This window comes from Alphaproteobacteria bacterium, from assembly GCA_002869105.1.
In the GTDB taxonomy this organism is placed as follows: domain Bacteria; phylum Pseudomonadota; class Alphaproteobacteria; order UBA7879; family UBA7879; genus UBA7879.
In genome coordinates, this window is the sequence record PKTP01000007.1 from 124203 (window position 1) to 137404 (window position 13202).

Sequence of the window (13202 nt, forward strand, 5' to 3'; positions counted from 1 at the left end):
TACATCGTAATACTTAAAAAGAACTCATGCTTGGAAACGCCATGCGCCAACTTTATCATCTGCCCATTTGCCCGCATTCACGCTTGGCGCGCCTTGTATTGGCTGAAAAAAACCTCGACTTTAAACTAATTACCGAAAAATATTGGCAAGAAAGGCCTGACTTTATCGCGCTAAATCCGGCGGGCACATTGCCTGTCCTGGTTGAAAGTTCGGGTCTTGTCGTTTCCGAAGTGTACCCTCTGATTGAATATCTTGAAGAAACCTATCCCAGTCACACAAAATTGATCACCGGCGGCCCCGCTGTTCACGTGGAAGTACGCAAAATCATCGCATGGCTGCGGGAGAAATTTAATCAAGAAGTCACTCAGATTTTACTCTATGAACGGGTTTTGAAGCGCTTTTATCGCGAAGGCTGGGCCGATTCAAAAGAGCTGCGCCGCGCCACCACCAACCTCAATCACCACCTCACCTATTTTACCTATTTTCTCCAAGAGCGTGATTGGCTGGCCTCTCCCTATCTCAGTGTCGCTGATCTCTATTTAGCGGCTCATTTATCCCTGATTGATTTTCTGGGGTATATGCCCTGGGGTAAATTCCAACTGATTAAAAACTGGTATGCGTGCATTAAATCACGGCCCAGTTTCCGACCGCTCCTAGCCGATCATTTCTCTGGCATCACACCGCCAACAAACTATAGCAACCTCGATTTTTAAGTGGCGGATAGCCGCAAAATTTCCTCTGCTAATAGCGCTAAATCTTCGGGTCTAGACAAGCCATGATCGGCCTTTTCAATTAAATGGTACCGAACCATCGGGCTTTGAATGTGTGTTAAAAGTTGTGTTGTTTCTTGCCACAGCACAGAGGTATCTTTTTTTCCCTGTAGGATGCTCACTGGCATTTCCAAGGCAATATCAGACTGGCTCACCAGATGCTTTTCCCCATCTTCAATCAGTTTGCACGTAAAAATATGGGGCGTTTCATAGCCGCTATCTATGCTGACAAATCCCTGGCTTTGGAGGTCGTCTTTCTGAGCAGGTGTGAATCCCTGCATCAAACGCACCGTAAAATCAGGGGCGGGCGCTAATAAAACCAGCCCAGCTACTTTTTGAGCATACCGCCGGGCCAACAGCAAGCTTAACCATCCGCCCATACTAGAGCCCACCAAAATCAGCGGTTGATCAATTTTTGCCAGCAATCGTTCACAGTCCACAAGCCAATCAGATAAGGTCAGCTCCTGAAAATTTCCACCCGATGCGCCATGTCCGCGGTAATCTAAAGCATGATAATTCAAAGCGTAGTCTTGGCAAAATTCTGCTAAAAACTGCGCCTTTGTCCCCTTTTTATTCGACATGAATCCGGGCAAAAAACAAACCGTTGTCGCGGCATCATCATGAATCTGGCAATCATAGGCAATCGATGTGCCACAAGGCGTTGTCATAAAATGGGTCATCGTGCTACTCTTGGTTTTCATAACAAACGGTAGCGAACCGCATGAAAATTTTCAACCTGATGTTTGGCAAAAAAAAAGGCGGCCTGGAAAAAGCAGCTTTGGATTATGCTTTGGCCCTCACCTCTCTTGGCCACGATGTAACCACGTATCTCAATCCCAAGAGCGAGATGATCCCAGCCTTTCAGTCACACAACCTTGGTCTCAACACTTCCATCTGCAATTTATTGGGCAGCCGCGATTTTATCGCCCGCTATACTTTGGGCCACCAAATCAAAAAACATCGTCCTGATGTGTGCATTACTCATGGCCGCCGCGCCGCCTACTTTGCCCAGCAAAACAAAGTTTGCCCCACCATTGCCGTTTCCCACAGTTTTAATATCAAGGCGCTTCAAAAAACTGAGGGGCTGATTGCCATCAACACGGCGATGAAGCAACATGCCATTAACCAAGGTTACTGCTCTACACGCATTCAAGTGGCTGAGAACTTTTTACCCGTTACGTCGGCGCCTTCCCTCCAGCCTCTCTCGAACAACACGCCCATCCGCATCGGTGCCATGGCGCGGTTGATCAAGCGGAAAGGCATTGATGTTTTTTTACGGGCGCTTCATCAAATGAAGATGCAAAACATTCCTTTTCAAGCAATCATTGCCGGCACCGGCGAAGAGCTAGCATCGCTTAAAGAGCTCTGCACAAAACTTGAACTTGATACGCATGTTGAATTCAAAGGGTGGATGCCAGCTGAAGACTTTTTTAAGTGTGTTGATATTTTTTGCATGCCTTCGCGCACAGAGCCTTTTGGTTTGGTCATTCTTGAGGCGTGGTATCATGGGGTGCCCATCATTGCGACAGAGGCAGAGGGCCCCAAAGAGCTGATGATCAATCAAGAAAACGGCCTGTTATCCCCTGTGGATGATCCTATTCAATTGGCCGCCGCTCTGATCCATCTCTCACAAAACCCACAGTTCAGAGAGAGCCTCCGCACCCACGGGGATGAAACTCTTAACAACCGATATCTCCTCCCCCACGGCGCAGAAAGAATTGATCAGGCCTTAAGATTTTTCCTCTGATAGCAAAGCCGGGATAATCTGCACAGCAATAAAACAAGTCCGTTTTTCTAAAAAAAACCCGGGACATGGAATCCCGGGCACAAGGGTCGCTACAAAAAAGTAGTTTAGGAAAGGGTTCTTAGAAACTTAAGATAGTGCCCAGCCGAAGCAAATGCCTTTTGATTAGGACTCAATTTTTTGATTTTAGTTAAAACTGGCTCTAAGTCATCATCCTTGTAGTGATCCAACGTTGGATCTTCATGCCAATAAACATAATCAGGAATGCCCATAAGGTCTTTTGTACTCAGTTTATCTTGGATCTGTCGGGTCATATTAGTTTTATAGTTGTTAACTTTAGCCTTCAAGTCGTTTTCTACCTGCGCAGGATCATAACCTTGATAGGTCTTTGTAATTCTAAGGAACTGCTGATGAATTTGGTTTTTCAACAAACTATTATCAAGTCCCTCAACAGGCTGAGGAACAGCAATATCTCTATTATTCCTCGATGGACTCACCCAAAACATGTAGTAGTTCCCTAGTTCTTTTTGAACAATCGTGGCTACCTCAACTGCTCCCTTTTTAAGTCCAGCCCTTAAATCAGGGGTGTTATCTGCAGCTGCTGCCGCGCCTTTTTTTGGAGTCGGAGTAAGCTTTTTAGTGAGCCAGTCTGGCACTCCATCTCTAGCGCCACCAGCTGCCGCACCTCCGCCTCCTTTGCGATGTGCCTTTGGTGATTCAGTAGGTGATTTTTTCTTTGGCAAAAGGTTCTGAGCAATGTTTGGAATATCTGAAACACACCTCGCTTCTTTTAATGGTTTTGCACTACCATCTTTTACCAAGAGATAATTAATAATTTTGACGTAGAGCGTTTGTGTTTTCAAGTCACGACTAAAATCAAGGTCCAACCACTCACTCAGTTTACGCGTCATATCTGCTGCAGTAAGCGATGGTATTTTATTCTGTGGCATATTCGCACCACTGGCTCCAGCCATGCCCGGCATTGGCGGCGGAGGCGGCGGAACAGCAGGGCCACCAAGCCCAGGTGGCATTGGAGGGGGTGGAGGAGGAGCGCCCCCTCCTGCAGATGCAGCCGCTCCACCACCTACTGGCGAAGCTGGCCTTGATAGATAACTTTGTGGCCAACTGGCAAGTTTTAAAACATCGCCGTTTTTTCGATAAAATCTCTGAGCTTCTCGTACACCTTCAACTGAAAATTTTCCTAATGTAATAATAGGATCAAAATCCATTTGGCCTTGCCAATCTTTCTGAGCTCTTGTTATTTCACGTTCTATTTCTTCAATCTGTTTATAAAGCTTAGCCCGCATTTCATCAGTTTGAGCTATTTGCCATTGCTTTTGTAAGCTTGTAAACTTTCTGGTAAGTTCTTGTAATTTTTGGGGCTTTGTTTCTTCAAATTCTTTAATCTCTCCATTTTTGTCAATGACAGGTTTAAACAACTTATGAAGGAACTCATTGACACAAATTAGGACTGCTTGTCTTAGGGCAATATTATTTTCTTTAGTTATTAGCTTTCTCAGATTATCATCTTTCAACAGTGGACCAATTGTTTCATCAAACAAATCGCTGCTCAATAAGCGTTTCTGTAGTTTAACTGTTAATTCCCTTGTAAATTGTTCTGGTTTTATTGCCAAAAATTCAGGCAATTTTTTATTTGATAATGGTGACATGATTCTTTCGGCAAGCCCTTTGCCAAAGTCACTAATTGTTCCAGGAACTCTTCTATTTTTTTGTGTTTTGGACATTTTTTTCTTAGCAAGATCCGCAACAATTCGATTAACATCTTCCCCATTGCGCATACGATCGATGATAGACTTATAAAATTGTAATAAATTATTTGACTCATAATATTCTTTCAAAATGACAGAGAACTCTAAACTCATTTGTTTATTGACATCTTTATGAACATCTACTATCTCATCCATTCTATATTTAGCCTCGTGAAGAGCCTTCATAACTTTCATTATTCTATTTAAATCAAGGCCAGATTAGGATAGGGTGAGAGTATTTTAGTGAGCAGGTCTTCATCTATTTGATCAGCTGATTCAAAGGCATTACTCACAACTATTTGCAAAGCTAGATCGGCATCTATCTCACCACTAACAAGCTGAGCATTAAGATTCTCTAACAAGACCTGTTCCGCTGTTTTAGAAATTTTTGGTGGAGATGGAGAGCGTGAACGAGACCCCCGACCGCTATCACCCTTCGGTGATGCTTTTGTTCCCGGTTTTGGTTTTTCCGGTATCGGGCTACGTCCTCGGGGTTGGGGGGATACTGAACGTGACCTTGAAGCAGTAGAAGCCCTGGCCCAACCTTCCGGAACATACCGTGTGCCAGTCTTGCTTTTTATTGAACCATCTGGCTGAACTAAGTAACCCTCTAATTTTTTTAATTCTTCAAATTTTGTTTTATCTACGCGAACAGTATTGACCGGCGATGGAGAACGCGTTCGTGCTGTGGGCCGGGATGCAGGTGATCGTCCACGCCTATCTTGCTGTGAAGCGGCAGCGCCAATATTGCGTGTTGGCATCGCAGAGGCTCCAGCGGCAGCTGCACTTCCACCAGCGTAGGATTGACCAACCGCCGCCGCAGAAGCGGCTGTGGAGCCTGAATTAATATTTACGCTATTTGGTTTGGTACGATAGTCAACAATTTTTAACCCCTTTTTATTAGCATTTGCAATTGCCATTTGAGGTGTCTTGTCAAAAACAGCGTACTCTCTTTTTTGTAAATGATTTTTTTGAATGCTGCGTTGTTGCTCTGGTGTGTAGGCAGCTTCTAAGTTTGCAGCAAACATTAAAATACCCACAAAAAATTTTATATAGTGCATTTACAAAGCCCCTTTAGACATGTTTTTAATTTACTATCTTATTCAAATATTGTAAATATTTCATATAATTAAGTTTGGGAGCACGTACTACATTGTCTAACAAAAAAATATTATTTTCTTTTTTAACCACATTATCTTGCTTTAGCTTGTCACATGGCGTCTCCAGCGGTCCTTATATAGGCCTAAGTGCAAAAACAGGGTTCACAAAGGCAACTCTTAAGTCAGAAGCTATTCGCATCCATAACATAGGGTCTCCCGATAACAATGGCATTAGATATATTGATGCCACACTCACAAACAAACAAAAAACATTATATCCTATTGGTGGAATATTAGAATTTGGAACACAATCATTATGCAAAAGCTTTGTTTTAGATATGTTTGCTCATTTCACTATTGAATCACGCAAAACAAAGATTGGCTCTATCTATAATATAGCTAATGCTGCAGGCACTTTATTACCTGTCAATGCTGGCCCAGAAACTCAAAATGTAAACATTTATCTAAAAACAGGGCCTTCTATTTCTCTTGGAGCACGCTTTGGATTATTTATAGAAGATAATACAATTCTCTTCTTTGGCCTAAAGGGTGAAATGATGAGGGGTCGATACATAATTAGCGGTTCATATGAAGATGACGACGTTTTTGAAAATTATGACGTTAATATAAAAAAATCCTTACTAAGCATTCAAGTTGCACCTGAGATAACAGTTAAGCACTACTTAGCTGAAAAAACAGCTCTGCAACTCAGCGCTGGATATGGCTTCCAAGTAAGTCAAACATCCTCAAGCTCTGGTCTTTCTATTGAACCTAAAATTCGCAACCGCGGGCTTAATCTGAGACTTGGAATGAGTTATCATTTCTAACTGTCCTTGTTGTCCCGGCTCAACTTTCGCAAATGGCCGGAGAGAATCGCAATAGCAGCCGGAGTCACCCCTTGAATCCGGCTGGCAGCGCCCAGGGTGGGCGGTCGATGGCGTTGTAGTAAATCCAACACCTCGTTTGACAAGCCAGCCAAGGTTTGGGTCCAAAAGGAATCGGGGATTTTGGCATTCTCCTCTTTTTGGGCTCGGGCAATTTCTTGATCTTGGCGCTTCAGATATCCTTGATACTTGCCAAAAATTTCGACTTGTTCTTGCACCTCTGCCGGAAACTCACCCAACTCAGGCAATAGCTGTTTTAATTTGTCAAACGTTGCCCCTGGCAGTGCTGCTAAATCAAACAATGTCCGAGCCTTACCATCATTGCCACCTTCAATACCTAAACAGCGATACTCTTTAGGAATAAAGGGACGCTCACGGACCAACGCAAATGCATGGGTCAATTTTTGCTTTTTTTGATGCCAAACTTTTTGGCGCTTTTCGCCCACACAGCCAATTTCAATACCCAAATCCGTCAACCGTTGATCCGCATTATCAGCGCGCAAAGACAGGCGATATTCCGAGCGAGAGGTAAACATCCGATACGGCTCTTCTGCCCCGCGCAACACCAAATCATCAACCATCACACCAATATAAGATTGCTGCCGACTCAGCACAAACTCACGCGTGCGGCCAGCGGCAATCAAGGCCGCGTTAATACCCGCAACCAGGCCTTGTCCCGCTGCCTCTTCATACCCCGTGGTGCCATTGATTTGCCCAGCAAGCAACAACCCAGGAACCTTCTTCGTTTCCAACGTATATTTCAATTGACGCGGATCTAAAAAATCATAGGCAATCACATACGCATATTGCAATACTTCAACGTTTTCCAATCCAGAAATCGTCTGTAAAAAAGCTTTTTGGATCGGATGTGGCTGTGAATTTGAAATACCATTTGGATAAATGGTTGGATCATTTAATCCCTCTGGCTCTAAGAAAATCCGATGAGATGTTTTTTCTGGAAAGCGTCTCAATTTATCTTCAATAGACGGGCAATAACGCGGCCCCTTATCAAAAACCTTACTGGCAAAGATCGCCGATTGATCGAGATGATCCCGGACAATTTGATGGGTTTTTTCATTGGTATAGGTCACGCCGCAGGTCACCTGTTCTTGCTCGATTTTATCCGTTAGGTATGAAAAGGGAACAGGTGTTTGATCGCCATGTTGAATCTCCACCGCGTCCCAGTTAATGGTGCGCCCATCCAAGCGTGCGGGTGTGCCGGTTTTAAGGCGTCCCATTTTAAAATCAAGGCTTTTGAGGCGATCTGCCAAAGCCACCGCTGGTTGATCACCAATCCGTCCACCGGGCGTTGCCTGATCTCCGACATGAATCATCCCCCGCAAAAAGGTGCCTGTGGTAACAACAACAGCGTTTGCATAAAGGAGACCTTGTCCTTCTATCTCAACGCCGCGGCATTCGCCGTGCTCCATGATAATATCCATAATCATCCCTTCAATGAGGGTGAGATTCGGGGTTTCTTGCAGCTCCTTTTGCATGGCTTGGCGATAAAGAGCTCGGTCTATCTGAGCTCGTGGCCCACGCACCGCGGCTCCTTTAGAAGTGTTCAGCACCCGAAACTGAATCCCCGATGCATCTGAAATGCGCGCCATAATGCCATCTAACGCATCAATTTCGCGGATGATATGCCCCTTGCCCATGCCGCCCATAGCTGGATTACAAGACATCACACCAATCTTTGTTAAATCACCGGTTACCAGCGCCGTATCAGCGCCCATGCGCGCCGAAGCCGCCGCGGCTTCACAGCCTGCGTGCCCACCACCCACAATAATCACATCAAATTTTTTCATTATTTACCTATACAAAAATCAGCAAAGATCACATCCAAAAGATCCTCTACATCCACACGGCCCGTAATGCCTCCAAGCTCCCGCATGGCGCAGCGCAAGCTTTCGGCCAGCAATCCTACTTCTGGGACATTCAGTGCTTCATTAAGCCAATACAGGGTATGCTCTAACGCAATCCGATGACGCACCCGCGTCAGTGGCACCGCTTCTTTATTCAGATTTGAGAGAATCTTCCCAATATGGCAAAGCAGATCAGCAATGCCTTTACCATCTTTCACCGAAAGCATGAACGGATTCAATGCTTGAATGTCAGCTGGCATATCAGGCATGTGTTGATCAACTTTATTGATAACTACCACGGTTTTATCATCTTTTTCCAACCCAAGTGGCCACTCAAGATGATCCACCGATAGCATTACAATTTTAAGGTCGGCATTTTCAGCGCGCTGCCTGGCACGTCGAATGCCCTCTGCCTCAACAGCGTCTCTTGGCGTTTTATTTAAACCCGCCGTATCGACAAAAACAACCAACTGACCATTCAATTGCACAGACGTTTCAATCATGTCACGGGTTGTTCCTGCAATGTCAGAAACGATCGCTAGCTCCTTTTTCGACAAAACATTAATCAAGGATGATTTTCCAACGTTCGGTGCGCCAAGGATCACCACCGAAAACCCTTCCCGAATTTGTTCTCCTTTAGAGCCAGAAATATGGGCTTCGACCTGTTGGCTAAGCTGTTCTATTTTTTCATCAATTTGTTGCTGAAACCCGTCGGGCAGTTCTTCATCTGCGAAATCAATGGCCGCCTCGGCATAAGATAAAAGCTGTTTCAACCGATCATGCCACGCCTGATACTGCTCTGATAATTGGCCATTCAATTGCCCCAAGGCTAGGTGGTGCTGTGCCTCAGTCTGGCTATGAATAAGATCGTACAACCCTTCTGCTTGCGTTAGGTCAAGTTTGCCATTTTCAAACGCTCTGCGGGTGAATTCACCAGGCTCTGCCATCCGAAAATCCGGAATCTGGGCCAATGATGATAGAACTGTTTCTAAAATGTAGGGGCTGCCATGACATTGAAATTCAACAACATTTTCCCCCGTAAAGCTGTGGGGCGCTGGAAAATACAACAACAAAATATGATCCAGATTTTGACCTCTCAAATCACATAAGTTTGTAAAATAAGCTTGACGTGCCGTCGGCTTCTCCGGCAAAGACGGACATAACTTCCGAGCAGCAACAAGGGCCTGCGGCCCACTCACACGAACCACACTCACACCACACCGTCCATGGCCACTCGCGAATGCAAAGATTGTTGTCATGATGTTGATATAGTCTGGTTTTAGATAGAATTCAAGAGATCAAAAATGCCCGATCTTATAAATAGGATGGATACACCTGTTGAAAAGCAGCGGCATCCGCCGGACTGAGCTCAACTTCTAACAAGATGGTCTCATTATCATTTTGGCTTTTTTTCACTGCTCCTCTTCGATAAAGCCAGGCTAAAGCCTCACCATCATGCACAGGAATAGCGGCTCTTATAGCAACATCTTCCTGCTCAAGTTGTGCTTCAATCATTTGCCGAAGAGACAATAAGCTCTGGGGATCCATTGCCGAAACCAAGAGATGATTGGCGTGAGAAGAGAGAATCGATTGCTTTTCAGCAAGCATCTCTTCATCCAGTAAATCCATCTTATTATAGACATGGATAATTTGATCTGAATTGGGGTCCACCCCCAAGATCTGAAGCACTTTATTAACCTCTTTTGTATGCTTAGCTTCTTCTGGATTCGCAACATCATGGACATGCAAAATAATATCTGCAGAAACCACTTCTTCAAGGGTTGCCTGAAAGGCGGCGACCAATTCATGGGGCAAATCAGAGACAAAACCAACCGTATCAGATAATATCACTTTACGCCCATGGGGCAACGTTAGCGCCCGCAACGTGGGGTCAAGCGTTGCAAAAAGCTGATCTTTTTCAGTAACATTGGCTCCAGTCAACGCATTAAATAAAGTTGATTTACCTGCGTTGGTATACCCCACCAAACTAACCACATCATAGGGTATCTTTTCGCGTTTGCGACGGTGAAGGGCTCTGGTTTGCTTAACTTTCTCTAGTTCTTTTTTAATCACGCGAATGCGCTGGTTAATCATCCGTCGATCAAGTTCCATCTGTGATTCACCGGGACCACCAATAAAACCCAACCCGCCACGCTGTCGCTCAAGGTGGGTCCACGAGCGAACCAATCGGCTTTTTTGATAAGTCAGCGCCGCAAGTTCAACTTGAAGAACCCCCTCACGGGTTTGGGCCCGCGCCCCAAAAATTTCTAAAATAAGCGCGGTTTGATCCAACACCTTCGTATCAAGTTCTTTTTCAAGGTTACGCTGCTGAATGGGCGTCAATTGCGTGTCAACAATGACAACGTCACAGCGCTGACCATCGATGATATTTCTGATCTCATCGATTTTACCTTGCCCCATCAAGGTACCGGCACGGGGTTTGTTGACTGGAAAAGCCTCTTCATGAATAATCGAAAGGCCCAAAGATTGCGTTAGGCTTTTAGCCTCATCAAGTCGGTATTGGCGCTCCAATGCCGGCAAGCGCACAAGATCTGGATGTAAAACAATTGCTTTAGATTGAATCATCAGTTCTCAATCAGAAAAAAGGAGGCGTTACGCATTTTTTGTTTCATCCGACTGCGAATCACCCTCTGTTTCATAAAGATTAATGGGGCCATTAGGCGCAATGGTTGAAATGGCATGTTTGTAGACAAGTTGCATCTGGTCATCACGCCGGATCATGACACTAAAGTTATCATACCCCGAAACAATCCCTTGTAGCTTAATGCCATTAACCAAAAACATGGTCAAAGGTGTTTTTGATTTTCTAAGAGTATTCAGAAATAGATCTTGGATATTCTGTTTTTTTTCGAGTTGCATTGATGTCTCGCATACTGATTACTTTATATATTAGATCAGTTAATTTTTTTTTCAAGAAAAGGTTAGTGAAAAAACCTGTCAACTCGTTTTTTAAATATAATATTTAAACCGCCGCTATTATTCGCCGCCCTCAGCTGCAGCTGCGCCACCCATTTCCTTTGAAATCTCTTCATTAATATTCAAGAAGACTAAAAGCTGGCCCTGGAACAGCTGACCAAGCACCAGAGGCGGCAAGCTTCCTTTGCTCTTCCATTACTTTTTCTTGTTCAAGGGTTTCTTCATCTGTAATAAATTTCAAAATCATCTCTCGCAGATCTGAAAGTGTTCCGTATTTTGCCGACGCTGCCAAATCATTGGACTGATCACGCGCAGAAACTTTGATAAGTTCTTCATAATAGCTTTTTTTATTTTGCCGCCATTTTTCTATACGTTTCAACTGATCCGGCGTAAACTTGTTAAATTCTTTTGATTGCTGATTCAGCCTCACCAAACTTCCTTCAGGGGTTGGTTTTGCCGTTTGAGCCTTAAACAATTCACTTCCCTCTATGAGACTGGGAATGCACAACCTTAAAGACTCGAAAAGATCTTGATATATTTGACGATCCTTATCAAAACCACCAGGCCAAAAGTCCAAGTGACTACGTGAAGAGCTAAATCTCTCTCGTAATTCTGCCTTCTTAAGAGACTCTGATTTCCACAAAAGAACAGCATAGTAATTAAACGAAAATATGGAATCGAGATCTTCGCTTTTACATCCCTCAATCACAGCCAAAAAGCGACCATAACGCAAAGAGTAAAATTTAAAAAAATCAGTTACTTTTCCCCATTGTTCATAGCTACCAGAAGAAAAAGAGGATTGCATTTTCCTTGTTTTTTCTTGTTTCAGGCCATCCATTTCTAAAATTGCAGAATAAACTTGATCACCTTTTAGATCAGGGTTTTCCTTGCACGCCTCCGCTGCCTTAAGCATTTTAGCTAAGCCATTATATCTTTCTTGGATTCTTTGGACATGCTGGTCTAATAGGCGTGGGACACCTCTTCTTGAGTCATTCATTTCACACCAAGAGGGCGGCAAAGCAGCTAGGTTTAAAAAAGAAAATCCTATGAATGCGATAATAGATAAAAATTTCATTGTTTGTACATATTTTTGTTACTTCTATAACAAAATATCAAAGTAAATTCAAGTTTAATTTAGTCAAAAAATATAAGAGTAAAGAGAAGCTGACAAGGTTGTAAGTGTTTAAAGTTAAATGGTAGTAAGGAGCTCAGCTAAGATACCAAGGCGCTGATCATGCTAAGCAATCAGAGTTAAATTCAATTGTTAAAAAAAATATAAACCAGTTATATATATGCCATGCCTGAACTTCCTGAAGTTGAAACATGTGTTCGCTATTTAAGCAGCCAAATCACCAACGATTCCATCATTCACCAATATGCTTTTCGAAAAGATTTACGCTTTCCCATTCCAGAAGTTCTCTTAAACTCGGATAAGCCGCTGGTTTTGACATCTGTTCAACGCCGCCATAAATATCTTGTTTTTCAGACCAGCTCTTCAGATATGGATTTTGTTATTCATCTGGGTATGTCGGGGGTATTGCGCTTGGTGCCAACAGATGAAATTTCAAGGAAAAAGCACGATCATTATCAAATTGATTTTAAATCGGGTCGAAGCCTGATTTTAAATGATCCCCGACGATTTGGCGCTGTTTTATTGTTAAGCCAGCTCAAGCCAAACTCAGCCCCCTGCGCCTTAAACGAACTCACCCCTGCAAACTTGCAAGCCTTATGCTCTCAGTCCAATCAACCCATTAAATCACTTCTTCTCAATCAACAAAAAATCAGTGGGCTTGGAAATATATACGTATGCGAAGCCCTATATCTTGCTCAGATATCGCCCCATCAACATGCCTGTGCCCTGAAATATCCGCAGATTCGTGCTCTTGTTTTTGCCATCAAATTGGTTTTAAAAAAGGCGCTTCTTTATGGAGGCACATCAATCCGAGACTTTAAATCACCGGATCAATCCTTAGGATACTTTCAACATCATTTATGGGTCTATAATCAAGAAGGCAAAACATGCCGAAGAGCGCGCTGCTCTCAAGAAATCAAGCGACACATTCAAGCCAATCGCTCAACTTTTTTCTGCGCTTCCTGCCAAAAGCCAGCGCCTTAAAGAAATAAAAATTAAAG

General features: G+C 43.7%; 12 protein-coding genes. 4 read left to right on the forward strand and 8 right to left on the reverse strand.

Annotated features, from left to right (window positions below):
• Positions 1-41 precede the first annotated feature (41 nt).
• A complete protein-coding gene (locus tag C0582_03670; GenBank protein ID PLX29807.1) occupies positions 42-713 on the forward strand; it encodes a glutathione S-transferase in 672 nt (223 codons plus the stop codon).
• Here the strand turns inward: C0582_03670 and C0582_03675 are convergent.
• On the reverse strand, positions 710-1471 hold the full coding sequence (locus C0582_03675; protein PLX29636.1) for an alpha/beta hydrolase: 762 nt from the start codon (positions 1469-1471) through the stop codon (positions 710-712). The two genes, C0582_03670 and C0582_03675, sit on opposite strands and share 4 nt — an antisense overlap.
• A 20-nt stretch (positions 1472-1491) precedes the next feature.
• Here C0582_03675 and C0582_03680 point away from each other — a divergent pair, with 20 nt between their 5' ends.
• Positions 1492-2517: a hypothetical protein gene (locus C0582_03680; GenBank protein PLX29637.1), complete on the forward strand. Its 1026-nt coding sequence runs from the start codon at positions 1492-1494 to the stop codon at positions 2515-2517.
• Between the two features lie 104 nt (positions 2518-2621).
• Here C0582_03680 and C0582_03685 read toward each other — a convergent pair whose 3' ends face one another.
• Entirely contained in the window at positions 2622-4478 is a 1857-nt protein-coding gene (locus tag C0582_03685; GenBank protein ID PLX29638.1) for a hypothetical protein, read from the reverse strand.
• Between the two features lie 8 nt (positions 4479-4486).
• Entirely contained in the window at positions 4487-5344 is an 858-nt protein-coding gene (locus tag C0582_03690; GenBank protein PLX29639.1) for a hypothetical protein, read from the reverse strand.
• Positions 5345-5436: 92 nt separating this feature from the next.
• Between C0582_03690 and C0582_03695 the strand changes: the two genes are divergently transcribed.
• A complete protein-coding gene (locus tag C0582_03695; protein PLX29640.1) occupies positions 5437-6210 on the forward strand; it encodes a hypothetical protein in 774 nt (257 codons plus the stop codon).
• Here C0582_03695 and C0582_03700 read toward each other — a convergent pair.
• The 5 genes from C0582_03700 to C0582_03720 all read right to left on the reverse strand — a co-directional run bounded on the left by C0582_03700 (position 6207) and on the right by C0582_03720 (position 12144).
• Positions 6207-8075, reverse strand: a complete 1869-nt coding sequence (locus C0582_03700; GenBank protein ID PLX29641.1) for a tRNA uridine-5-carboxymethylaminomethyl(34) synthesis enzyme MnmG — start codon at positions 8073-8075, stop codon at positions 6207-6209. The genes C0582_03695 and C0582_03700 overlap by 4 nt on opposite strands.
• Entirely contained in the window at positions 8075-9400 is a 1326-nt protein-coding gene (locus tag C0582_03705) for a tRNA uridine-5-carboxymethylaminomethyl(34) synthesis GTPase MnmE (protein PLX29642.1), read from the reverse strand. The genes C0582_03700 and C0582_03705 overlap by 1 nt, the downstream gene beginning before the upstream one ends.
• 46 nt (positions 9401-9446) lie before the next feature.
• Positions 9447-10718, reverse strand: coding sequence for a GTPase HflX (gene hflX / locus C0582_03710; GenBank protein PLX29643.1), 1272 nt, complete (start codon positions 10716-10718; stop codon positions 9447-9449).
• A gap of 27 nt (positions 10719-10745) precedes the next feature.
• A complete protein-coding gene (locus C0582_03715; protein PLX29644.1) occupies positions 10746-11012 on the reverse strand; it encodes an RNA chaperone Hfq in 267 nt (88 codons plus the stop codon).
• A 172-nt stretch (positions 11013-11184) separates the two neighbouring features.
• The gene (locus tag C0582_03720; protein PLX29645.1) at positions 11185-12144 is read right to left on the reverse strand and encodes a hypothetical protein; all 960 of its coding nucleotides are present in this window, start codon (positions 12142-12144) and stop codon (positions 11185-11187) included.
• Positions 12145-12366: 222 nt separating this feature from the next.
• Here C0582_03720 and C0582_03725 point away from each other — a divergent pair, with 222 nt between their 5' ends.
• Complete coding sequence (locus tag C0582_03725) at positions 12367-13185, forward strand: DNA-formamidopyrimidine glycosylase (GenBank protein PLX29646.1); 819 nt, start codon at positions 12367-12369, stop codon at positions 13183-13185.
• Positions 13186-13202 lie beyond the last annotated feature (17 nt).